At 62.9% G+C, this 25,194-nt stretch carries 15 protein-coding genes; 10 read left to right on the forward strand and 5 right to left on the reverse strand.

Annotation, left to right across the window (positions count from 1 at the left end; all coding sequences use genetic code 11):
* Positions 1-25: 25 nt before the first annotated feature.
* Positions 26-3,046, reverse strand: coding sequence for a CHASE domain-containing hybrid sensor histidine kinase/response regulator family protein (locus tag GTP69_RS09705; protein ID WP_229260877.1), 3,021 nt, complete (start codon positions 3,044-3,046; stop codon positions 26-28).
* A 323-nt stretch (positions 3,047-3,369) separates the two neighbouring features.
* On the opposite strand from GTP69_RS09705, the gene GTP69_RS09710 reads away from it, so the two are divergent.
* From GTP69_RS09710 to GTP69_RS09725, 4 genes are all read left to right on the forward strand, one after another.
* A complete protein-coding gene (locus GTP69_RS09710) occupies positions 3,370-4,851 on the forward strand; it encodes a CehA/McbA family metallohydrolase (RefSeq protein WP_371867878.1) in 1,482 nt (493 codons plus the stop codon).
* 195 nt (positions 4,852-5,046) lie between these two features.
* Positions 5,047-6,930: a putative bifunctional diguanylate cyclase/phosphodiesterase gene (locus GTP69_RS31825; protein ID WP_161054697.1), complete on the forward strand. Its 1,884-nt coding sequence runs from the start codon at positions 5,047-5,049 to the stop codon at positions 6,928-6,930.
* Between the two features lie 3 nt (positions 6,931-6,933).
* The gene (locus tag GTP69_RS09720) at positions 6,934-11,829 is read left to right on the forward strand and encodes a hybrid sensor histidine kinase/response regulator (protein WP_161054698.1); all 4,896 of its coding nucleotides are present in this window, start codon (positions 6,934-6,936) and stop codon (positions 11,827-11,829) included.
* On the forward strand, positions 11,829-12,665 hold the full coding sequence (locus tag GTP69_RS09725) for a CheR family methyltransferase (RefSeq protein ID WP_229260879.1): 837 nt from the start codon (positions 11,829-11,831) through the stop codon (positions 12,663-12,665). The genes GTP69_RS09720 and GTP69_RS09725 overlap by 1 nt, the downstream gene beginning before the upstream one ends.
* A 5-nt stretch (positions 12,666-12,670) precedes the next feature.
* Here the strand turns inward: GTP69_RS09725 and GTP69_RS09730 are convergent, their stop codons facing one another.
* On the reverse strand, positions 12,671-13,297 hold the full coding sequence (locus GTP69_RS09730) for a glutathione S-transferase family protein (RefSeq protein WP_161054700.1): 627 nt from the start codon (positions 13,295-13,297) through the stop codon (positions 12,671-12,673).
* Positions 13,294-13,962, reverse strand: a complete 669-nt coding sequence (locus GTP69_RS09735; RefSeq protein WP_161054701.1) for a glutathione S-transferase family protein — start codon at positions 13,960-13,962, stop codon at positions 13,294-13,296. The genes GTP69_RS09730 and GTP69_RS09735 overlap by 4 nt, the downstream gene beginning before the upstream one ends.
* A gap of 120 nt (positions 13,963-14,082) precedes the next feature.
* On the opposite strand from GTP69_RS09735, the gene GTP69_RS09740 reads away from it, so the two are divergent.
* Together GTP69_RS09740 and GTP69_RS09745 are read left to right on the forward strand one after the other, a co-directional pair.
* A complete protein-coding gene (locus GTP69_RS09740) occupies positions 14,083-16,737 on the forward strand; it encodes a M1 family metallopeptidase (RefSeq protein WP_161054702.1) in 2,655 nt (884 codons plus the stop codon).
* Positions 16,738-17,102: 365 nt separating this feature from the next.
* Entirely contained in the window at positions 17,103-17,786 is a 684-nt protein-coding gene (locus tag GTP69_RS09745; protein ID WP_161054703.1) for a YceI family protein, read from the forward strand.
* A gap of 129 nt (positions 17,787-17,915) precedes the next feature.
* Here GTP69_RS09745 and GTP69_RS09750 read toward each other — a convergent pair whose 3' ends face one another.
* Positions 17,916-18,545 carry a LysE family translocator gene (locus tag GTP69_RS09750; RefSeq protein ID WP_161054704.1) on the reverse strand — a complete coding sequence of 210 codons (630 nt, stop codon included), beginning with the start codon at positions 18,543-18,545 and terminating at the stop codon, positions 17,916-17,918.
* Positions 18,546-18,647: 102 nt separating this feature from the next.
* Here GTP69_RS09750 and GTP69_RS09755 point away from each other — a divergent pair, with 102 nt between their 5' ends.
* From GTP69_RS09755 to GTP69_RS09765, 3 genes are all read left to right on the forward strand, one after another.
* Entirely contained in the window at positions 18,648-21,458 is a 2,811-nt protein-coding gene (locus GTP69_RS09755) for a hybrid sensor histidine kinase/response regulator (RefSeq protein ID WP_161054705.1), read from the forward strand.
* 70 nt (positions 21,459-21,528) lie between these two features.
* Positions 21,529-22,917 carry an MFS transporter gene (locus tag GTP69_RS09760; RefSeq protein ID WP_161054706.1) on the forward strand — a complete coding sequence of 463 codons (1,389 nt, stop codon included), beginning with the start codon at positions 21,529-21,531 and terminating at the stop codon, positions 22,915-22,917.
* A gap of 57 nt (positions 22,918-22,974) precedes the next feature.
* Positions 22,975-23,634, forward strand: coding sequence for a class I SAM-dependent methyltransferase (locus GTP69_RS09765; protein WP_161054707.1), 660 nt, complete (start codon positions 22,975-22,977; stop codon positions 23,632-23,634).
* Positions 23,635-23,641: 7 nt separating this feature from the next.
* Here GTP69_RS09765 and GTP69_RS09770 read toward each other — a convergent pair whose 3' ends face one another.
* Positions 23,642-24,712, reverse strand: coding sequence for a flavodoxin family protein (locus GTP69_RS09770; protein ID WP_161054708.1), 1,071 nt, complete (start codon positions 24,710-24,712; stop codon positions 23,642-23,644).
* Between the two features lie 152 nt (positions 24,713-24,864).
* Here GTP69_RS09770 and GTP69_RS09775 point away from each other — a divergent pair, with 152 nt between their 5' ends.
* Positions 24,865-25,191, forward strand: a complete 327-nt coding sequence (locus GTP69_RS09775) for a hypothetical protein (protein ID WP_161054709.1) — start codon at positions 24,865-24,867, stop codon at positions 25,189-25,191.
* Positions 25,192-25,194 lie beyond the last annotated feature (3 nt).

The following is a 25,194-nucleotide window of genomic DNA, read 5'->3' on the forward strand; positions in this document are numbered from 1 at the left end:
GTGGGGTTGACCCGCTATTATCGCTCTATCCCGGATCGTATGCCAGCAGCTCCTGCTCGATATGCTGATCGAGCACAGTCAGCATGGCGTACAGCTCCTGCACCAGGCGCCGGGCCTTGTCCATGTCGCTGTCGTGGCGCAGCTGTTCCAGCGCATAGCACAGGTTCCCGAACTGCATGGCGCCCACCGCGCGCGCCGACGATTTGATGCGATGTCCCAGCTCCGCCAGATGCGCCAGGTCTTCCATCGCCAGCGCATCGTCCATCTCCTGCAGGCCGTCGCGGGCCGAGGTCAGGAACAGCAGCGCGTACTTGCGCATCATGTCCGGTTTGCCGCCAAAGGTCTGGGCCAGCGCGTCCATGTCAAACAGTTCGGCCAGCGGCTCGGCTTCCGGGGCCGGCGCCGCGGCGGGCGGCGGCGATGCCGACGCAGGCGCCATCTGGCGCGGCACGAACAGCGGTGGCGCCAGTACCGGCGAACCCTCCGGCATCGAGAAGTACGACGGCGGCGGTGGCGCCGGTTTGCGCATCGCACTGGCGGCCAGCCTGGCACGTTGACTCATCCACTTGGACAGCATGTTGAACAGCAGCTTGGGCGCGATCGGCTTGGTCACAAATTCGTCCATGCCGGCATCCAGGCAGCGCTGCTGGTCGTCGCGGCCGGCGTTGGCCGTCATCGCGATAATCAGCGTGGCGGCCAGCTTGGGATGCGCGCGGATCAGGCGCGTGGCTTCATAGCCATCCATCACCGGCATCTGCACGTCCATCAGCACGCAATCGAAGCGTTCCTTTAGCAGCAGGTCGATCGCCTCCTTGCCGTTGTTGGCGACGCAGACCGTGGCGCCGGCATCCTCCAGCAGTTCCTGCCCCACTTGCTGGCTAAAGATATTGTCCTCCACCAGCAGGATCGAGGCGCCGCGTATATTGTCTAGCACATCCGGCTGCACCGATTCGTCGCTCGGGGCCAGGAAGCGCACGCCCTTGGCCAGCCGCGCCGTGAACCAGAAGGTGCTGCCCTCGCCCGGCGTGCTGTCGACGCCAACGCCGCCGCCCATCAGCTCCGCCAGTTGTTTGCTGATCACCAGACCCAGTCCGGTGCCGCCGTAGCGCCGCGTGGTGGAAGTATCGCCCTGGTGGAATGACTGGAACAGCTGCTCCACCTGCTCCGGCGACATGCCGATGCCATGATCCACCACCTCGAAGCGCACCATGATGTGATTGTCACGCTCCTCCACCGGCCGCGCGCGCACGATCACCTTGCCGTTTTCGGAGAACTTGATGGCGTTGCTGGTGAAATTCAGCAGCACCTGCTCCAGCCGCAGCGGATCGCCGCGAAGCTGGTGCGACAGGCCAGGCCAGATTTCATACACCAGCTCCAGCCCGCGCGACTGCGCGCTTTCGCCCAGCTGGCTGGAGATATTGGCCAGCAGGGCATCCAGCGTAAAGTCCAGCACCTCCAGATCCATTTTGCCGGCTTCGATCTTGGAGAAGTCGAGGATGTCGTTGATGATGCCCAGCAGGTGCTGGCCAGAGTGGTAAATCTTCTGCAGATAATCGCGTTGCTTGGGATGCGTGACCGACTTCAGCGCCAGGTGCGCCATGCCGATGATGGAGTTCATCGGCGTGCGAATCTCGTGGCTCATATTGGACAGGAAGTCGCTCTTGGCCTGGTTGGCGATATCCGCTTCTTCCTTCAACTGGTGCAGCGCCGTGACGTCGGTCGACAAGCCGATCACCGCCGAATACGAGCGCCCCAGCTCCACCGGCACCTTGACCGTCCACAGATGCTGCACCACGCCGTCACGGCCGACAAACTGCACCTCACCCGAACGCTTGACGCCATCCGCGAACACCGGCCGTTCCAGTGCCCATTCGGCATCCGCGTCGGCAGCCGGCTTCAGCTCCCGATCCAGCTTGCCGACGATGTCGCGCACCTCCATGCCCATGCACTCGGCCATGCGCGCATTGACGTAGATATAACGGCGGCTCTGGTCCTTCATGTAGACGTGGGCGTCGACATGGTTCAGCACCGTATCCAGCAATACGCCCTGCTTAATGGCGCGCCGCCGCGACGCATACAGCACGAACAAATAACTATACAACAGCATCATGCCGGCAAAGCCGGTCAGCGCGGCGGTCCATGGGAAGTAAAGGTCAAAGCCGGTCAGCAGTGCGTCCTTTCGGACCCGGAACTGCGCCTTCCACAAGCTGCCATTGAAATCGATCGGCAGCACGGTTTCCAGGTATTCCTCGCGCAGGCCGGGCGGCAGTGGCATGGGCATGGTGGCGCCGGTGTCGCTATACAGCAGGCGGTCGCCCTGCTCGATGACCAGCCGGCGATGTTCGACGTTAGGACTGCCATCGGCGTACAAGGTCAGATGCACCTGGCGCACCGTCATTTCATCGATGGCGCCCTGCACCAGACGGGCAATGCTGAAGCCCGCGCCGACCGATCCCAGATAAGCGGCGCGGCGCTGGTCGACCGTCGCCAGCGGCAGGTCGCGGCGATACACCGGCAGCCGCACGCCCTGGACGAATTGCGGCTTCGGTGTATTGAGCGGGATGGGATAGCGGGTCGCGGCGATGTCGCCGCTGTCGCGGGCTGCCGCCAGCGCCTTGGCGATGATCGGGATGGCACCGATGTCGAGGCCAAAGCGCTGCGGCAGGAAGGCCGGTTCGAAGTAGTTCAACACCTCGTAGTTCGGGCGGCGTCCGGGTGGGCTGATATCGAAATCCGGATAACCGTCGGCGCGCACGCTGGCGACGAATTGCTCGCGCTGCGCGTCGACCACCTGTGGCGCCCAGGTCAGCACTTCGATGGCGGGGAAATTGCGCGGGATATCGAGGCTGGTGACGTACTGGCGGAACTGGGTACGGCTGATGTTGTCCGAGGTCTGGAACAGCGCAGCCAGGCCGCGCGTCAGGTCGGCATAGGATTTGATGCGGGCGGAGATGCTGTACTGGGTGCTGCGCGCGAGATGCTCGAAATTCTGCGCTGCGTCATCGTCAACTGTGCGGGTCGCGGCGCCATACAGGATGGTTCCCATGGCGGCGGCCAAGACGAGCCCCACGCCCCAGAACATGAGACGCGAGCTGCGCACTGCTTTGCTGTTGTTGGCCGATTTAAGCATGCATCTGGTAGAAAATTATTTGCATCACAGCAGCATACTATCAATGCTGAATTGGGACCAGAGAAAGAATTGGTGAGAATCTATAGATTTTAAACGGAACCATATGCACTAAGGCGCGCTCTAAGAGATGAGGCTGTCTCATGGAGGCAATTATGCTGCGGAAATTCATGACATGCATCGTGCTAGCGACGATAATGAGTTCGCTTCATGCGGATGAGGAACGGCATGAGTTTGATGCTGTGTTACAAGTTCCATTTCATGCAGATACGTGGGGCGAGCGGGTGATTACGCTGCGCTTCACGGTGGCGCCCGCAGCGAACTCACTGCGCTGGCGGTTGGCCCTGCTGCCCCGGCATGATGAAACGGCGGTGCGCAGCTGGCAAGGCATGCGCACGGTCGCTGGTGAGCCGGTGGAGGTGACAGTGCACTGGCGTGAGGACGTGCCGAAAGGCGTCTACAGGATGAAGCTTTGGGCGAGCCTGGACGGCGGCGGCGAGATTGAGCAAAGCTGGCCGGTTGCGGTCGGCGCAGCGACAACGAATCGGCGTGCGATCGCCTCGTTCGCGGCGGCAGTCCCGCCTGCAACGGCAGCGACAGCGTTGTACGACATCTACCTCGGCAACCTGCACAGTCAGACCAACCACAGCGACGGCGGCGGCGTGCTCGACCAGTGCACCGGCGCGCAGGAGCCGCAGCACGGCGCCTTCGGCCCGTCCGACGCCTACGCTTACGCCCAGCAACACGGCCTCGACTTCCTGATGACCTCCGAGCACAACCACATGTTCGACGGCTCCGACGGTACCAACCGCGCCGCCGACGCCAGTGCGGTCCGCGCCCTGTTCCAGGACGGTTTGCGCCAGGCCGCGCAATGGCGCACCGACCACCCTCCATTCCTCGCGCTGTACGGCCAGGAATGGGGCGTGATCAGCCAAGGCGGTCACATCAACATCCTCAACGCCGACGCCCTGCTCGGCTGGGAGCGCAACGCCCAGGGCGAACTGCTGGCCGACGAGGAAACGCCCAAGAGCGACTACCAGACGCTGTACCAGCATCTGCGCCAACATCACTGGTTCGGCCAATTCAACCATCCGCAGCGCGACCAGTTCGCCATCAACGGCCAGCCGCTGGCCTGGAGCGCCGACGGCGACGCCAGCATGCTGCTGTGCGAAGTGATGAACAGCAGCGCCTATTCCACCAGCACCGACGAAAACGAGCCACGCCGCAGCAATTTCGAAGCCGGCTGCAACGCGCTGCTGGAGGCCGGCTACCACCTCGCCTTCAGCAGCAACCAGGACAATCACTGCGCCAACTGGGGCGCGGCGTACTCAAACCGAACGGCCGTTCTGCTGCCCCGCAGCACACCGCTCACGCCAGCCAGCCTGCTGGATGCCCTGCAAGCCCGCCGCATCTACGCGACGATGGACAAACGTAGCCAGCTGATCTTCACCGCCAACGGCCACATGATGGGCGAACGCTTCCAGAATCGCGGCAAATTAACGCTGAAAGCGGACTACGCGAACGGCGCCGGCCGCAGCATCGCCGCGATCAGCATCTTTCACGGCGTGCCCGGCCGCAACGGGACAGTCGCCGCGATCAGTACAACGAGCAAACGCACCCTCACGCCGTTACCAGGCGAACACTTTTATTACGCAAGAGTCACGCAAGACGACGGCAAAATGCTGTGGAGCGCGCCTGTCTGGGTGACGCAATTGCCGCGTTGATAGCCCGCCAATCGTGCGCAGTAGAAAATTTAATTCCATTAATATTTTTCTTGCTAGAAAAGCTGGAATCACAGTTATTAAAACGATAAAATAGTGCCTGACGTCATAGTGCGGCAGCGCACAAAATTGCTTGACTCCACACCATACAAGAGTATCTTTTACCTTCCAAATCGATAGTCCAAAACTAGCCCAGCCGTGCATATTCCTAAAGTCCTTCTCGTCAACGACGATCCGGCCAGCTTGTACGCGCTGGAGAGCCTGCTGCTGGATGCGGCCGATCAGCATTTGTACGAACTGATCACTGCCAGCTCGGGCAAGGAAGCGCTGCGCCACGTGCTGCTGCAAGAGTTTGCCGTGATCCTGCTGGACGTCAGCATGCCGAACATGGACGGCTTTGAGACCGCCGAAGCGATCCACTCGCATCCGCGCTCGGCCGGCACGCCGATTATCTTCATCACCGCCCACTACGCGGATGAGATGAACCGCCTGAAGGCGTACCAGAAAGGCGCGGCCGATTACCTGTTCACGCCGGTTATCCCGCAAATCCTGCAAGCCAAGGTGGCGGTGTTTGTCGAGATGGCGGCCAAGAATCTGCAACTGCGCATCAAGAGCGACGAACTGGCGCGCCTCAACCAGGACTTGCGTGTGCAGCGCCTGCAAGACCTGGAGCGCATCAACGCCGAACTGGAACTGGAAATCAAGGAACGCAAACAGGCGGAGCAACGCGCGCATGACCTGTCCACGCGCGACGCGCTCACCAACCTGCTCAACCGCCGCGCGCTGATCCAGCAGCTGGAACACGCCGTCGCCACCTGCGACCGCAGCGGCGTCGGCTTCGCGTTGCTATTCCTCGACCTCGACAAATTCAAGCAGATCAACGACAACTACGGCCACGAAGCCGGCGACGAATTGCTGCGCCAGGTGGCGGCGCGGCTGTCGGCTGCGGTACGGGTGGCCGACATCGTCGCCCGCCTGGGCGGCGACGAATTCGTGGTGCTCATCGAAGGCAAATCCGCCTCCTCCAACGCCGCGCGCGTCGGCCGCAAGATCGAGCAGGCCTGCGCCCTGCCCTTCGACATCGGCAGCCATCGTTTGAAAACGGCAGCCAGCATCGGCATCGCGCTGTATCCCGAAGACGGCGCCAACGCCCAAGCGCTGATGAAGAACGCGGACACCGCGATGTACCACGCCAAGCAGAATACTGCCGCGCCGGTGCAGTTCTTCCACGAGCAGCTGAATGTGCGCGAACGCGAACGGGAACAATGGACGCTCGACCTGCGCAAGGCGCTGGCGGCCAACCAGCTGGAGCTGCGCTACCAGCCGCAGGTCGACCTGCGAAGCGGCCGCGTGATCGCCGCAGAAGCGCTGCTGACCTGGCGCCATCCGGTGCATGGGCCGCTGGAAGCGGCGCAGTTCCTGCCGCAGGTGCAAGAGCGCACACTGCTCGACCGCATCGACGCGTGGGTCATCGCGCAAGGCTGTTCGCAGGCGTCGTTGTGGCAAAGCCTGAGCGGCAGCGCCCACGGCGTGCAAGGTCCGCCCCTGTGCATCTGGCTTAATCTGGCGACACCGCAGCTGCATGCGGACCTGCTGCACGCGCTGCTGCCGGCGATGCGCAAGCACGGCCTGACGCCGGGCAGCATGGGCATCGAACTGAATGAAAAACTGCTGCTCGGTCCCACCGAGCCGCTGGCGCAATTGCTGATGCAACTGCAAAGCGCCGGCGTGCGCACGGCGCTGGACGATTTCGGCAGCGCGCGCTCGTCGCTGGCCGCGTGCAAGCGATGGCAGCTCAACGCGCTGAAGATCGACCGCAGCTTCGTACACGGCATCGGCAATGACGAAGGCGGCACCGACATCGTGGCCGCCGTGGTGCATCTGGCGAAAGCGCTGTCGATGCGCGTGATCGCACTGGGCGTCGAGACTCGCCTGCAAATGGAAGTACTACAGGAACTGGGCTGCCATCTATGCCAGGGCGATCTGTTTTATCCGCCGTTGACGGCATCCGGACTACTGGAACAAACCAGCGATATCAATTTTAATCTCAACTCACCTACCCTCCTAAGCAACGAGGAATAAGACATGAATAATATGACCGACTTGGGCGAACAGCTGGACGCAAAGGTTTTGCTCTCCACGCTGATGGCACTGAAAAAAGGAGACTTTTCAGTGCGCATGCCATCCGACTGGATCGGCATGGCTGGCAAGATCGCCGATACGCTGAACGACATCATCGACACCAAGTCGCGCATGGTGCGCGAAGTGACGGAAGTGAGCCGCGTGGTGGGCCGCGAAGGCCGCTTGACGCAACGGGCCGAGATGACCAACACCACCGGCGGCTGGGCCACCATTCTCAGCTCCGTCAATACGCTGATTGATGACCTGGTGCGGCCGACCTCCGAAATGGCGCGCGTGATCGGCGCGGTGGCCAAGGGCGACCTGTCGCAGACCATGGCGCTGGAGGTTGACGGCCATCCGCTGAAAGGCCAGTACCTGCGCGCGGCGATGACCGCGAATACGATGGTGGAGCAGCTGTCGTCCTTCTCGTCCGAAGTGACGCGCGTGGCGCGCGAGGTGGGTACGGAAGGTAAGCTGGGCGGCCAGGCGCAGGTAAAAGGCGTGGCCGGCACCTGGAAGGACTTGACCGACTCGGTGAACTCGATGGCGGGTAATCTGACCTCGCAGGTGCGCAACATCGCCGAGGTGACCACCGCAGTGGCCAACGGCGACTTGTCGAAAAAAATCACGGTGGACGTGCGCGGCGAGATCCTGCAACTGAAGGACACCATCAACGTGATGGTGGACCAGCTGCGCTCCTTCGCTTCCGAAGTAACGCGGGTGGCGCGCGAGGTGGGTACCGAGGGTAAGCTGGGCGGCCAGGCGTACGTGCCGGGCGTCGGCGGCACCTGGAAGGACTTGACCGATAACGTCAACTTCATGGCGTCCAATCTGACAGGCCAGGTGCGTAACATTGCGGCGGTGACGACGGCGGTGGCGAATGGCGACTTGTCGAAAAAGATTACGGTGGACGTCAAGGGCGAGATTCTCGAATTGAAAAACACCATCAACGTGATGGTGGACCAATTGTCCTCCTTCGCTTCCGAGGTAACGCGGGTGGCGCGCGAGGTGGGTACGGAAGGTAAGCTGGGCGGCCAGGCGCAGGTGAAAGGCGTGGCCGGCACCTGGAAGGACTTGACCGACTCGGTGAACTCGATGGCGGGTAACTTGACGGGCCAGGTGCGTAACATCGCGGACGTGACCACCGCCGTGGCGAATGGCGACTTGTCCAAGAAAATTACGGTGGACGTCAAAGGCGAGATTCTCGAACTGAAAAACACCATCAACGTGATGGTCGACCAGTTAAACTCCTTCGCATCGGAAGTAACGCGGGTGGCGCGCGAGGTGGGTACCGAAGGTAAGCTGGGCGGCCAGGCCAACGTGCCCGGCGTGGCCGGCACCTGGAAGGACTTGACCGACGGCGTGAACTCGATGGCGGGTAACTTGACCGGCCAGGTGCGTAACATCGCCGACGTGACCACCGCCGTGGCCAACGGCGACTTGTCGAAGAAAATCACGGTGGACGTCAAGGGCGAGATTCTCGAACTGAAAAACACCATCAACGTGATGGTGGACCAATTGTCCTCCTTCGCTTCCGAGGTGACGCGGGTGGCGCGCGAGGTGGGTACCGAGGGTAAGCTGGGCGGCCAGGCCTATGTGCCGGGCGTCGGCGGCACCTGGAAGGACTTGACCGATAACGTCAACTTCATGGCGTCCAACTTGACGGGCCAGGTGCGTAACATCGCGGCGGTGACCACCGCCGTGGCGCGTGGCGACTTGTCGAAAAAGATTACGGTGGACGTCAAAGGCGAGATCCTGGAACTGAAAGACACCATCAACGTGATGGTGGACCAATTGTCCTCCTTCGCTTCCGAGGTGACCCGCGTGGCGCGTGAAGTGGGTACCGAAGGTAAGCTGGGCGGCCAGGCCAACGTGTCCGGCGTGGCCGGCACCTGGAAGGACTTGACCGAGAACGTCAACCAGTTGGCGGCGAATCTGACCAACCAGGTGCGCGCGATTGCGGAGGTGGCAACCGCCGTGACGCGCGGCGACTTGTCGCGTTCCATTCAGGTGGAAGCGCGCGGCGAGGTGTCCTACCTGAAGGACAACATCAATGAGATGATCCGTAACCTGAAAGACACCACGCTGAAGAACGCACAGCAGGATTGGCTGAAGACCAATCTGGCGCGCTTTACCCGCCTGCTGCAAGGCCAGCGCGACTTGCAGGCCGTGACCAAGCTGATTCTGTCCGAGCTGGCGCCGCTGGTCTCGGCCCACCACGGCGTGTTCTACATGATGGACGCCGGCGACAGCGATGCGCGCCTGCGCATGATCGCCAGCTACGGCTACCGCTCCAGCCGCAAGCTGCCGACCTCCTTCCTGCCGGGCGAAGGCCTGGTCGGCCAGTGCGCGCTGGAGAAAGTGCGCATCTGGCTGACCGACGTGCCGCGTGATTACATCGTGGTGTCGTCAGGCCTCGGCGCGGCGCCACCGAATAATATTGTCGTGCTGCCTATCCTGTTTGAACAACAGGTCAAGGCGGTGATCGAGATCGCCTCGCTGGACCGCTTCACCGAAACCCACCTGTCTTTCCTCGACCAGCTGATGGAATCGATTGGCGTGGTGCTGAACACCATCGAGGCGAACAGCCGCACCGAGTCGCTGTTGACGCAGTCGCAGTCGCTGGCGCAGGAACTGCAACAGACCAACCAGGAACTGGCCGAGAAAGCCCGCCTGCTGTCCGAGCAGAATATCGAGGTGGAACGCAAAAACCGCGAGGTGGAGCAAGCCAAGCTGGCGCTGGAAGAGAAAGCCACCCAGCTGGCGCTGTCGTCCAAGTACAAATCCGAGTTCCTGGCGAATATGTCGCACGAGCTGCGCACGCCATTGAATTCGCTGCTGATCCTGGCGCAGCAACTGGGCGATAACCCGGACGGCAACCTGTCCGGCAAGCAGGTGGAATTCGCCAAGACCATCCACGGCTCCGGCTCCGACCTTCTGACGCTGATCAACGATATTCTGGACTTGTCGAAGATCGAGTCGGGCACGGTGACGCTGGACGTATCGGAGTACCGCTTCCAGAATCTGCGCAACTACGTCGACCGCACCTTCCGTCACATGGCGGAAGCCAAGCACCTCGGCTTCTCGGTGGAACTGAAAGACAGCCTGCCGACCGCCATGATGACCGATACCACGCGCCTGCAGCAGGTGCTGAAAAACCTGCTGTCGAACGCCTTCAAGTTCACCACGCATGGCCAAGTGTCGCTGGAAATCAGTCTGGTCAACAGCGGCTTCACCAGCGACCACCCGAACCTGCTGCATGCGGATGCGGTGCTGTCGTTCGCGGTGACCGACACCGGCGTCGGCATCGCTTCAGACAAACTGCAGCTGATCTTCGAAGCATTCCAGCAGGCCGACGGCTCCACCGCCCGCAAGTACGGCGGCACCGGCCTTGGCCTGTCGATTTCGCGCGAGCTGGCGCGCCTGCTGGGCGGCGAGATCCGCGTCGAGTCGGTGGTCGGCAGCGGCTCCACCTTCACGCTGTTCCTGCCATATAACCGCGCGGGCTTCATCAACTACGACATTAACCGCCAGCCGCAGGTACGCCTGCCGACGCCGTCGCCGCAAGTGGTCTACACGCTGCAAGCGCAGACCGAACTGGCACTGGCGGACCACAGCAACCTGTTCGAGCAGGATGCGGAACTGGACCAATACAGCGGCAGCGATGACCGCGGCCTGGTGGCGCCAGGCGATCCATCGGTGCTGATCATCGAGGACGACGAGCGTTTCTCGCAGATTGTGCTGGGCTTCGCGCGCGAGAAGAACTTCAAGGGGATCGTCACCATGCAGGGCGATTCCGCCTTGAGCCTGGCGCGCGACTACCTGCCGTCCGCCATCCTGCTGGACCTGGACCTGCCGGACATCGATGGCTTCACGGTGCTGGACCGCCTGAAACGTGATCCGAGCACGCGCCACATTCCGGTGCATGTGATGTCCAGTTTGCGCGAACGCGAACGCGCGCTGCGGCTGGGCGCCATCTCCTACCTGAATAAACCGGTCAGCAAGGAAGCCTTGCAGGAAGAGTTCACCCGCATCCAGAAGTTCCTGCTGGGCGGAAAGCGCAGCCTGCTGGTGGTGGATGACGAACCGGCGCAGCGCGACTCCATCGTGGCACTGATCGGCGACGCCGACATCCACATCATGGCGGTGGAAACCGGCCAGGCGGCGCTGGACGCGCTTCGCGAGCAGCACTTCGACTGCATGGTGCTGGACCTGACGCTGCCGGACATCAGCGGTTTCGACCTGCTGGACATCATCGGCAAGAACGAATCGCTGCGCGACCTGCCGGTGGTAATCAACACCGCCAAGGACCTGAACCGCAAGGAAGTGGCCAAGCTTAAACGCTACGCCAAGACCATCGTGATTAAGGATGCGCGCTCGCCGGAGCGGTTGCTGGACGAAACAGCGCTGTTCCTGCACCGTTCGCAGGCCAGCCTGCCGGAAGCGCAGCGCAAGATGCTGGAAGAGATCCACGCGGCGGAAGGCGGCCTGGCGGGACGCAAGGTACTGATCGTCGATGATGACCTGCGCAACATCTTCGCGCTGTCATCGCTGCTGGAACGCCAGCAGATGCATGTGCTGTTCGCCGAAAACGGCCGCGATGGCATCGAGGTGCTGGAGCGCGATCCGACCATTGAGATCGTCCTGATGGACATCATGATGCCGGAGATGGACGGCTACGACACCATGCGCGCGATTCGCCGCATCCCTAAATTCAAATCGCTGCCGATCATCACGCTGACGGCCAAGGCGATGAAGGGCGACCGCGATAAATGTATCGCGGCCGGCGCGTCGGACTACATCACCAAGCCGGTGGATGTGGCACAGCTGCTGTCGCTGATGCGTGTATGGCTGCACTAATGTCTTCCCTGCTTCCTTCCTCGGTGGAGGAGCTGGAACTGGAGCTGCTGCTGCAAGCGCTGTACCAATGCCATGGCTACGACTTTCGCGGCTACGACCGCGCGCTGGTGGCGGGCAAGGTGCAGGCGCTGCGGCTGCGTCTCGGCCTGGCCACCATCTCGGCGCTGCAATCGCGCGTGCTGCACGATGGCGAAACGTACAACACCCTGCTGCGCGCGCTGTACGTGGCGCCGGCGCTGATGTTTGACGATGCGCTGGAAGTGTCGATGCTGCGGCGGTCCCTGGGCGTGAGCCTGCATGGCGCCGCGCTGCCGCGCGTATGGCTGGCCGATTGCGCCAGCCCGCAGCAGGCCTGGACGCTGGCCATCCTGCTGGAACAGGAGCAGCTGGCGCCGCGCACCGAAATCTACGCCACCGTCGCCAGCGACACCATGCTGGCCGACGCGCAGCACGCCAGCTTGCCGATGGCGCGGCTGGATGAACTGCAAGAGAACTACGCGCGCAGCGGTGGCGTCGGCAAGCTGATTGACTATTTCGATGTCAATGCGGACGGACTGCATGCAGCGTTGAAGCCGCAGCTGGCCGGCCGCATCACGTGGGCGCAATACAATCTGGTGACCGATGCTTCGTTCAACGAGTTCCAGATGATCCTCGGTCACCGTACCCTGCCCGACTTTGGGCCGGCGCTGCGCAAGCGCGTCTTGCAGCTGTTTGACGGCAGCCTGGCGCCATTCGGCACGTTGGCGCTGGACCGGCCGCTGGACGACCACGATCCATTGTCCCGCCACTACAAGCCGCTTCTGGCCAACCAGTCCTGGTATAAACGCGTCGCTTAAATCACTTAGCCGAGCGCGCCCGCGCTGGGACGCTCGGCGATGCGGTCGCGCCATGCCTGAAGGTGTGCCAGTCCCTCCTGCCCCGGCCGGAATTTCATCAGCCCACGTGCAAACTCCAGCGCACAGAACGCCGTAATGTCGGCGATGGTGAAGCGCTGCCCGGCCACAAAGGGCTGGCCAGCCAGGGTTGCATCCAGCCAGCGCGCCGTCTCGCGCATCTTCTCGGCCTGCGCTGTGCCGTACTCTGGAAACTGCGGCTGCTCCAATGCAGCCAGGCCGGGATGCGTGTGGCGAATGCAGTTGGCGGCGCCAAGGAACAGATGCAGTTCGACGCGGCGGTCCGTCATCTCGATGAAGGCCCGTTCGTCAAAGCCCTCGCCCATCAGATTAGGCTCGGGCGCATAGCCTTCCAGCCAGGAGCAGATGGCGCGCGTTTCGCACAGCACGCGGCCGTCGTCCAGTTCCAGCGCCGGCACGCGGCCAAATGGATTGAGCGCCAGGTATCCGGCACTGCGATGCTGGCCGGCGCCGATGTCGATCTGCACCGATTCAATACCGGTCAGCCCTTTCTCGGCAATGAACATGGCGACGCGGCGCGGATTGGGCGCGCGGGATGAGGTGTAGAGTTTCATCGCGATTGTCCTCGTTCCAGCATGGTGCCCACCGTGGTGGGATCGGTACGGTCAACGCGCGGCGGCATGATGATCCCGCGCTGCACCGCCGGCCGCGCGGCAATCGCCGCCAGCCAGCGTTGCAGGTGCGGCAGATCATCCACCGTCACGCCCGACCAGTTGTGCGTATGGACCCAGGCCCAGTTGGCGATATCGGCGATCGAATAATCGCCGGCCAGGTATTCGTGCTGCGCCAGGTGCGCGTCCAGCACGCGGAACAGGCGCTTGCTCTCGCCCTGATAGCGGTCGATGGCCGGCTGGATCTTCTCCGGGAAGTAGCGGTGGAACACATTGGCCTGACCCATCATCGGGCCGACGCCGCCCATCTGGAACATCAGCCATTGCAGCACCTGCGAGCGAACCTTGAAATCGGTCGGCATCAATTCGCCGGTTTTCTCGGCCAGATAAATCAGGATGGCGCCGGACTCGAACACCGCAAAATTGTCCTCGGCGCGGTCGACGATGGCCGGGATGCGGCCGTTCGGATTAATCGCCAGGAACCACGGTTCTTTCTGCTCGCCGGCCATCAGGTCCAGCGCATGCAGCGTGTAGGTCAGTTCCAGCTCTTCCAGCGCGATGGAGACTTTGTGGCCGTTGGGAGTCGCGGCTGTGTACAAATCGATCATGTCTGTGCCTTCTGCCAAGTGAACGTAGCAAGATCATAATCCTATTTGGGATTTGACAGCGTCCGCGCTTCGCCGTAGATTGCTTGCTTGCCCAAAAGGCTCACATTACAAAGGAAAAGCATGCAACGCAGTTTGATTTCGCTCGCCGTCATGGCGCTGCTGGGATTGTCCGCCGGCGCCCCTACCCTGGTCGCCGCTGCCCCTGCCGCCAAAGTTACGCAGGTCACCACCCAGCTTCCCCGCACCGCCGTCCCGACGCACTACGCCGTGTCGCTGACGCCCGATGCCGCCAACAGCAGCTTTAGCGCCAGCGTGACCATTGCGCTCGATGTCAAACAAGCCACCAGCAGCCTGACCCTGAACGCCGCCGACCTGAAATTCAGCGCCGCCGCCATCAGCGCCGGCCCAGGCAAATCGCAGCAAGCCAGCAAGACCGACATCGACGCCGACAAGCAGACCGTCACCTTCCATTTCGCCGACACCCTGAAACCGGGCAGCTACCAGCTCAAACTGGACTACACCGGCGTGATCGGCACCCAGGCCTCGGGCCTGTTCTCGCTCGACTACGACAACGGCGGCGCCAAGAAACGCGCCTTGTACACCCAGTTTGAAAACTCCGACGCGCGCCGCATGATCCCGTCGTGGGATGAGCCGTTCTACAAAGCCACCTTCGCGGTGGAAGCCACCGTCCCTGCCGGCCAGATGGCCGTGTCCAACATGCCGGCGACTTCCACCACTAGGCTGGCCGATGGCCGTGAGCTGGTGCGCTTTGCCACCACGCCAAAAATGTCGACCTACCTGCTGTTCTTCGGCCTGGGCGAATTTGAGCGCGCCACCGCCATGGAGCAAGGCGTGGAGCTGGGCGTGATTACGCAAAAGGGTTCGCTGGGTCAGGCGCAGTTTGCGCTGGACTCGTCGCGCAACGTGCTGAAAGAGTACAACGACTACTTCGGCGTCAAATATCCGCTGCCTAAGCTGGACAACATCGCCGCGCCGGGCCGCAGCCAGTTCTTCAGCGCCATGGAAAACTGGGGCGCCATCTTTACCTTTGAAAATTCGATCCTGCTCGATCCACGCGTCGCCACGCAATCGGACAAGGAAGGTTCCTTCCTGGTGGCCGCGCACGAAATGGCGCACCAGTGGTTCGGCGACCTGGTGACCATGGCATGGTGGGACGACCTGTGGCTGAACGAGGGTTTCGCCTCGTGGATGGAATCGCGCACCACCACCCGCCTGCACCCTGAGTGGAACTGGGAACTGCGCGCAGTCGGCACCCGCGAAGGCGCGATGGAGCAGGACGCACTGGCCACCACCCACCCGATCGTGCAGCGCATCGCCACCGTCGAACAGGCCAGCCAGGCGTTCGACAACATCACCTACAGCAAAGGCGAATCGGTGATCCGCATGCTGGAAAACTATGTGGGCGAAGAAGGCTGGCGCGCCGGCGTGCGCAGCTACATCGCCAAGCATGCCTATGGCAACACGGTGTCCGACGACCTGTGGCGCGAGGTGGAAAAAGCCGCGCACAAGCCGGTGACCGCGATCGCCCACGACTTCACGCTGCAACCCGGCGTGCCGCTGATCCGCGTGGCCGATGCAGTCTGCAAGAACGGCAAGACCACCATCCAGCTGACGCAAGGTGAATTCAGCAAGGACAAGGAAAACAAGAAGCCATTGAGCTGGCGCGTGCCGGTGATCGCCCAGACCATCGGCGGAACCACGGTGCGCACCGTAGTCAGCGGCGGCAAAGCCAGCATGACGCTGCCGGGTTGCGGCGTGGTGCTGGTGAATGCCGGCCAGAGTGGCTACTACCGCACGCTGTATACCGACAAGGCCTTCAGCGCGCTGGCGAAAGACTTCGCCACCATCCCGACCATCGACCAACTTGGCCTGCTGTCGGATAGCTGGGCGCTGGGCATGGCAGGCCTGATGCCGGCATCCAGCTTCCTCGACCTGGCCAACAGCGCGCCGGTGGACGCTGCGCCGCAAGTGTGGCAGAAGATCGCCGGCGTACTGGCCGGCCTGCACGACAGCTACGAAGGCAAGCCGGAACAGCGCGCGGCGCTGGACCGCTTTGCGCGTGCGCGCCTGGCGCCAGTGTTTGCCCGCATCGGCTGGGCCGCCGCCAAGGATGAAGCAGCACCTGTAGCCAACCTGCGCGACACGCTGATCCGCGTGCTGGGCGAAGTGGGCGATGAAAGCGTGATCGCCGAAGCTCGCCGCCGCTATGCCGCATCGGCCAGCGATCCGTCGGCCATGCCGGCGGCGCTGCGTCGTCCGGTCCTGAGTGTGATCGCCGCCAGTGCGGACGCCGCCACCTGGGACCAGATGCGCGCCGCCGCCAAGGCCGAGCAGTCGAACATGATCAAGGCGCAGATGTATGACCTGCTGGGCTCCGCCAGCGACAAGGCACAGGCGCAACGCGCGCTAGACCTGGCGCTGACCGATGAACCGGGCGCCACTGCCGGTGCGTCGATCATCGGCCATGTCGCGGGCAACCACCCAGACCTGGCGTTCGACTTCGCTATCTCGCACCGCGACCAGATCGACAAGATCGTTGATGGCGCCTCGCGCAGCCGCTACTTCCCTGGCCTGGGCGGACGTTCGGCTGATCCGGCAATGATCGGCAAACTGCAGGCTTACGCCAGGCAGTACCTGCCGGCCGATGCGCAAGGCGATACCAAGCAGGCGATTGCGGCAATCGAGTACCGCATCAAGGTGCGTACCAAGCGTCTGCCGCAGATTGACGCGTGGCTGAAGCAGCACGCTGGCTAAAGGCAAAAAAAACCAGCATCGTCGTTAGACGGTGCTGGTCGCAAAACGCTCGAAAGCGTGGGGATGTCCGGTGGTCCGCCGACTATGGTGTCGTCTGGACTAAAATTGTGCCGGGCGTTATAGGTCCGGCAACCTGGCGCTGGGCTTAACCTCGCGCTATGGGTTCTACTTTGCCACCGATCGCAAAGCGCAGGCTTAGAACTTCATTAAGGTACAAAGGATGGGGGGATGGTGCCGGTGTTTGAGGCCACCGGCCAGCCTGCTGAGCCATGCACCGTGAGCATCCGCGCCATCTTGGGCACGGGGTCGGATGGAACAAGCTATCATCAGCGGGAGCGATAATAATTGGACAATATGACGGCCAAATGACGCACACTAAATTAACTTACATAGTATTAGCAGCACTGTGTGCGCTGAGCGCTTGCACGCAGTTGCCGCCGCCGGCGACCGCCCCCGCAGGCGCACCTGCTGCCGTCGAAACACCGCCCACAATACCGGCGCTGCCGGACGCCGGCCCGCTACTGCATATCGACACCGCACAATCGCTGATCGCCGTCACCGTGCGACGCGGCGGCATATTGGCGCGGCTCGGTCATGACCATGTGGTCGCAAGCCATACGGTGACTGGCACGGTTTCGCCATCGCGCAATGTAGCGGATTTCCAGTTTCGTCTCGATGAGATGAAAATAGATGAAGCAGACCTGCGCCGCATCGCCGGCCTGGAAAAGCAGCCATCCGCCGATGCCATCGAAGGCACGCGCCACAACATGCTGACCAAGGTGCTGGACGCGGACCGCTATCCGCTGGTCACCGTGCACGTGGAACGCCGCGCCGCCGGCCAGCCGCTGCAAGTCGCCATCACACTGCACGGCGTCACGCGCACGCTGGCGATTCCGGTCGAACTGCGCGAAGAAAATGGCGTCATCAACGTCAAAGGCACGGTCCAGCTGAAGCAAACCGATTTCGGCCTGACGCCGTTTTCCGTCATGGGCGGCGCCATGTCCGTGCTGGATTCGATGGAGCTGCGCTTTGACCTGACAGCCAGATAAAAAAAAGCCCGCGCACTTCGCGAGGCGCGGGCCCAAAGTTTCAAATCGGGAGAGACTTGAAAGAGCAAAGCCAGTATCTCAGCCATGCATGACGCCCTGATGACATCACACCTTCCCGATCAAAGTTTTTCAGCGGGCGATAATCAGGCGCAAACCAAGGCCGACGAAAATCGCGCCGGCCACCCGGTCCATCCACTTGCCGGCACTCGGCGTGCGATTGATCCACGCCCCCACCGCGCCGGAAAAATAGCCGAGCAATCCGAACAGCACCACCGCCTGCGCCGTGAACAGCAGCCCAAGTTGTGCCGTCTGCCACGCCGCGTCGCCGCGCGAGGCCACCACAAACTGCGGCAAAAACGACAGAAAGAACAACACCACCTTCGGATTGATCATATTGGCGAACAATCCCTTGGTAAACAGCTTGCGCAGACTTTCATCGGGCAATCCGACACCTTCCACCCGCGCGCCGCCACGGCTGCGCAAGGCGCCATAGCCGAGCCAGATCAGATAGCCGCCACCCAGCAGCTTCAAGGCGCCAAACGCCAGCGGCGACGCCTTGATCAAGGCGCTCACGCCCAGTGCGGCCAATACCGTATGGCTCAGGCATCCCAGCGCGCAGCCAAGGCCAAACATCATGCCCTGGCGACGGCCGCGCGTCATGCCGACGCTGAGCACCATCAGGTTGTCCGGACCCGGCGAAATGGTGATCAGCAGCGCCGCGCCGAGGAATCCGATGAACTGTTCTGGTGAAATAAGCAAGATATCGTCCTGAAGAGCAAAGCCGCCATCATACCAAAGCGCTAAGTTCTCGTTTAAAATGGGCTACCACCTACCCATGGACAGCCGGCGCACGGACCACGAATGAGCAAAGCGAGCAAGATATACAGCTTCACCGCATACCTGCGTCGCTATGCCCTGCTCCTGCTGCTGGCGATGTGCGCGCATGCCGCCGCCGCTCCCATCGCACTGACCAGCACCAACATCGACCTGGCCAAGGCCGGTCAGCTGTATGCCGACAATGGCGAACCTTATCCCGTCACCGCCGCCGGCCTGCCGGCCATGCTGGCCAAGCTCACGCCGGCGTCCAAGGTCAATCTGCTGGGCGGCGGCTATTGGCTGTATGCAGAGCTGCGCAACGACAGCCGCCAGCAGCACTGGGTCATCGATCCAAATGACACGCTGATCGACCTGGTCGACATCCAGATCTATAACGAAGACGGCAGCATCCACCAGATGATGACCGGCTACCGCCAGCCGCATGCCTACCTGCTTCACTACGGCAAGGACATCGACCTGCAACCGGGCCAGCGCTACAAGGTGCTGATCCGCTTCTCCAGCCCTTACTACGCGCGCACGCCGGTGTTCTCGGTGCTGCCGCGCACCGACTACCAGCAGCTGGTGGCCAAGGAAAATGTGCTGATCATCGGCGCCGTGGGTGCGCTGCTGGCGCTCACCGTGTTCAACTTCTTCATCTACTCGATCACGCGCGACCGCTCGTCGCTGTATTACTCGCTGTATGTGCTGTGCTACGCGGTGGCGTGGGGCATGACCTTCCATATGTCGGCCGATTTGTTCGGCTGGCATAACCTGCACTGGCATTACGTGCCCTTCTTCCTGCTGCCGGTACTGAGCACGCTGTTCTACACCACCTTCCTGCGGCTGAAGGAAACGGCGCCGCGCCTGTATGCGCTGAGCCGCATCAACATCATCCTGCCGCTGGTGACGCTGCCAAGCTGCTTCCTGGCGCTGAGCTACGCCCACACCATCGCCACCATCGTCATCACCATCTGGATGACGATGGCGCTCACCACCGGCATCATCGTCTGGCGCAGCGGCTACTACCCGGCGCGCTTCTTCGTGTTCGGCTTCGTCGCGCTGATGGTGCCGGGCCTGTTCATCCTGCCGGCCAACGTCGGCCTGATCCCGGCGCTGGTCAGCAATGCGCAGCTGTTCACGCTCCTCGGCGGCACGCTGGACGGCGTGCTGCTGGCGTTTGCGCTGGCCGACCAGATCCGCCTGCTGCGCAACAACCTGGAACAGCGCGTCAACGAACGCACGGCACAGCTGACCGAGGCCAAGGAGCATGCAGAAGTGGTCAGCCGCCACCGCATCGACTTCCTGTCGGCGATGAGCCATGACATCCGCACGCCGCTGGCCGGCGTGATCGGCATGATCAAATTCGCCATGCGCGACCAGTCGGTGCGCGGCAGGACCGAAGAGTATCTGCGCATCGGCTTGCAGAACAGCGAATCGCTGCTGGCGATCCTCAACGACATCCTCGACTTCTCCAAGATCGATGCCGGCCGCCTGTCCATCGAAACCGTGGACTTCGACCTGATCGCGCTGATCGACGACGCCCTCGGCATCCTGCAACAGCAGGCCGACGCCAAAAGCCTGTTGCTGCGCTCCGACCTGGCGCTGGACCTGCCGCGCTATGTGCGCGGCGACCCGACGCGCCTGCGCCAGATCCTGCTTAATCTGCTGGGCAACGCCATCAAGTTCACCGATCGCGGCGAAGTGCGGCTGGACGCCGCGTCGCTGCAACTGGCCGACGGCCGCGCCAGCGTCTGTTTCGACGTCAGCGACACCGGTCCCGGCATCCCGCCGGATACGTTGCCACGCCTGTTCCAGAAATTCGAGCAGGCCGACCATTCGACCACGCGCCGCTACGGCGGCACCGGCCTTGGCCTGGCGATCTGCAAGGAACTGGTAGAACTGATGGGCGGTTCGATCATGGCCCAGAGCCGGGTCGGCGCCGGCTCCACCTTCACCGTCACGCTGCCGCTGGCACTGGGTACGGCGCCGGCCGTCGACGCCACCGCGCTGCCGCGCAAGGAGCACCACGCCTACCGCCTGCGCGTACTGTGCGCGGAAGACGTGCGCACCAACCAGATCATCGTCAGCACACTGCTGGAGGGCATGGGGCACGATATCCGCATTGTGGAAAACGGCCTGCAAGCGCTGCACGCACTGAGCACCGCCGCCTACGACCTGGTGCTGATGGACGGCCGCATGCCGATGATGGACGGCGAACAGGCCACGCGCCTGATCCGCGCCGGCGGCAGCGAAGACTATCGCGTACTCGATCCGGCCATCCCGATCATCGCGCTGACAGCCAACGCCAGCGACCATGACCGCGCGCGCTACCTGGCCGGCGGCATGGACGGCTTCCTCAGCAAACCGGTCGACGAACGCCTGCTGTACGACCAGGTGGAAAAAGTCATCGCCCAGCACCTGAGCCGCGGCCGGCCATTGCGCCCCACCGATGCGATGCAACTGGCGGCCGATCGCACCGCATCGCTGGACGAGCAGTTTGGCATCGAGCAAGCGGAGGCCCCGCCGGACACGGTGCAGATCATGCCGTTGGCCGGCCTGTCGCACAAGCACATGCAGCGCATCACCCAGGCCTTCCTGGACGAAGCGCCGCGCCGGCTGGAAACGGCGCGGGCGGCGGTCGTCGCCGGCAACAGCAACGCGGCGGCGGCGGCCATCCACGCGCTGAAAGGCAGCGCCGGCTACCTCAACTCCACGCACCTGCACTCGCTGTGCCACGAAATGGAAGCCGCCGCCAGCGCCGGCGACCTGGTAGAAGTCATCGACATGCTACCGGACGTCGAAGCGGCGCTGGACAAAGCCTGCGCCGATCTGCGCGGTGCCTGCGCCAGCACCTGAGCGGGGTCCAGCAAAGTTTCGCGTTTTCCGCGACAATGAGAGGCTTAGTTCACCTTGCATCGGATTTTCCATGAACCCTCAAGATAGCGCGCTGGCTGCGCGCGACGGCCTGCCGCCCGATGCGCGCTGGCTCGCCATGCTGTCGGTTGCCATCGGCGTCGGCATGTCCGCGCTCGATACGGCAATCGCCAACACCGCTCTTCCCGCCATCGCCGACCAACTGCGCACCACGCCCGCCGCCTCGGTCTGGATCGTCAATGTTTATCAATTGGCCATGGTCGCCACGCTGCTGCCGTTTGCCGCGCTGGGCGAAGTGATCGGCTACCGGCGCGTATGCCTGATCGGATTGACCCTGTTTACCGCCGCTTCGCTGGCCTGCGCGCTGGCGTGGTCGCTGCCGTCGCTGGTAGTGGCGCGGCTGTTCCAGGGCATCGGCGGCGCCGCCATGATGGGCGTGAACACCGCGCTGGTGCGTTCCATCTTCCCGTCCAAGCTGCACGGACGCGGCTTCGGCCTCAATTCGCTGGTGGTAGCGGTGGGCTTTGCGGTTGGCCCCACCGCCGCCTCGCTGATTCTGGCAGTGGCCTCGTGGCCATGGCTGTTCGCCATCAACGTGCCGCTGGGCGTGATCGCCGTGCTGCTGGGCCGCCGCGCGCTGCCGCACACGCACCGCGCCAGCCACAAGATCGACGCGCCAACCGCCATCCTCAACGTGTTCGCCTTCGGCATGCTGATCCTCACCTTCGGCGACGCCGCGCACCAGGAAGGCTGGCAACGACTGCTGCCGGAGGTGATCATCACGCTGGTGCTGTTTGCCCTGCTGCTGCGCCGCCAGGCCGGCCATGCGGCGCCGATGCTGCCGGTGGACTTGTTCAAGCGGCCGCTGTTCGCGCTGTCCGCCTTGACGGCGGTGTGCACCTTCGCCGCCCAAGGCCTGGCGTTTGTCTCGCTGCCGTTTTATTTTGAGCATACGCTGGGCCGCTCACCAATTGAAACCGGCTTCCTGCTGACGCCATGGGCGGTGCTGGTGGCGGTGATGGCGCCGATCGCCGGCCGCCTGAGCGACCGCTATCCGCCCGGTGCGCTGGGCGGCATCGGTACCGCCATATTGTCGTCCGGCCTGGTGGCGATGGTGATGCTGCCGGCGAATCCGACCGTGTTCGATATCGGCTGGCGCATGGCGTGGTGCGGTATCGGCTTCGGCTTCTTCCAGGCGCCGAACCTGAAAGCCATCATGGGCAGCGCACCGCCGTCGCGCGCGGGCGGCGCCAGCGGTATTGTCGCCACTGCGCGGCTGATCGGCCAGGCTACCGGTGCGGCGCTGGTGGCGTACTGCTTCACGCTGTCGCCCTTGCGTGGCACGTCGTATGCGCTGATGCTGGCGGCGGCGTTTGCGGCGGTGGGCTGCGTGGCCAGCTTCTCGCGGCTGGTGGTAACGCAGGCTACTGATCAAGCGTGAGCCGCGTTGGCGCGGACGCTGCTACACTCTGGCTCACATATTCAGGGAGCTATCAGCATGTCCAACCGCACGCTTAATTTGACCGATACATTGTATGACTACGTCCTCGCGCATTCATTGCGCGAACATCCGGCGCAAACCGCGCTGCGCGCCGCCACGCGTGGGCATGAACGCGCCAGCATGCAAATCTCGCCGGAGCAAGGCCAGTTCATGGCGTTGCTGGTCAAGCTGATGGGTGCGCGCAATGCGATTGAGGTCGGCGTGTTCACCGGCTACAGCGCGCTGTCGGTGGCGCTGGCGCTGCCGCCGGAAGGTCGATTGGTCGCCTGCGACATCAGCGATGAATACACCAGTGTCGCCAAGCCGTTCTGGCAGCAGGCCGGAGTGGCCGACAAGATCGACCTGCGCCTGGCGCCGGCGCAAGATACACTGCAAGCGTTGCTGAACGACGGCGAGGCCGGGCTGTACGACTTTGCTTTCATCGACGCCGACAAGGTGGGCTACGACGGTTATTACGAAAGCTGCCTGCAGTTGCTGCGCCCCGGCGGCCTGATGGTGCTGGATAACACGCTGCGCGACGGCCGTGTCGCCGCCCGCGCCGAAGATCCGGACACCGCCGCCCTGCAAGCGCTCAACATCAAACTGCGCGAAGACCAACGCATCGACCTGTCGATGCTGCCAATCAGCGACGGCGTGACGTTGGCGCGCAAGCGCTAAAGCGAGTTCACTTCGGCCGCGCCGGCTTAATATCTTCGTCCGCCTTGTGCAGCGCGCCGCTGCGCAGCTGCTCCACCGCCACCGCGACCGAGCGCGCCACATTGCGCACCTCTTCCTGGAATGCCTCATCCTTATCCAGCGTCGCGTGGCTGTCTGCATACGATTCGTAATAGCCGACATACCGATCCAACGCCGACTGCTTGCCGGCATCGATAAGCCCCATCCAGTCCAGCCAATCGGCCAATCCGCGCCGCAGCCCTTCAATGCCCGCTACATCGCCATGCACCACCAGCCCATACGCCCGTCCGGCTAGGTGCTTGGGATAATCCCACCCAGCCAGCTCCAGCGCCTTGGCCTCCGCTGCCTTCTTGCCATGCGTCGTAGTCGGATCTGGATTGCCACCGTCAGCACAGACCAAGCGGTCGATCATCAGCTTGAGCACAGACGGCGCCTGATACCAGTATGTCGGCGTCAGAATGATGACGCCATGCGCCGCCACCCACTTTTCGTAAATCTCCGCCATCCAATCATTCACCTGGCGCTCGCCATGATTTGGATAACAGCTGCACGGCCAGTGACACAGCGGCATGGCAGTCGACACGCAGCCCTTGCAAGGATGGATATGCTGGTCATAGGCAGACGTCAGCAAACTCAAATCCAATATATCGACCTCGATATCCGCAGCTTCCAGCACTTCCTTCGCCCATAAACTCATGCGATAGGTCTTGGATATCTCACCCGGACAGCTGCCGTCATTGCGTGCCGCGCCAATGATCAGCAACACGCGCGACTGTGTCGACGGATCTTTCTGCCGCTGCTCAGCCGCCAGCAAACGATCGCGCGTCTCCTTCCATTCCACTGACATATCGTAGTCAGGATCGGCAAACTCGCTGCCGGCCTTCTGCGTGATAGGCGCCTTGCGTCCCTCATCATAATTACGCCAGGCGATTTCCTCCACCTGCGCCAGGGCGTCCGAGGCCTGCTCAAACCTCGGATCAACGAACGACCGCATAAACTGCAGGTGAAACTCCTTGCGCTCCAGCTTTTCTGGCGCTTGTCCTTGTCGTACTTCCGGCATGTGACCTCCTTGTGTGAGGCAAGCTTGGCACGCAGCCAAAGGCGGCTCCGTTCGCTCACGCACACTCCTACACGGCCACGGCGTGTGCACCTACGGACCACATCGCAGGGCGGGCTTAGCATAGCGCTACACCTTTACACAGGAGACCCATCATGAGCCAATCCAACAAACCAGATCCACGCGGTTTCAAACCCGGCGCCAACATGCCGCAGGAAGGCTACGATCCCAAAACGCAAGGCATGTCCGAAAGCGGCAACCACGCTACCGGCCATCCAGGCAACGACACGCCGGCGGGCAACCTCCAGCACGATCCGAAGGAACAGAGCGAACGCGCGCTGCGCCAGGACAACCACAACCGCGAAGACCAGCGCAACCAGCAGAGCGCCTCCGCTGCCGCCACCGCAGCCTCGCATCGCGACAAGAATGCCGGCGCGCGCGGCGACGATTCAAGCCACACCAACGTCAGCAAAAAACCTTAATTC

Source organism: Duganella levis (genome assembly GCF_009857605.1).
GTDB lineage: Bacteria > Pseudomonadota > Gammaproteobacteria > Burkholderiales > Burkholderiaceae_D > Rugamonas > Rugamonas levis.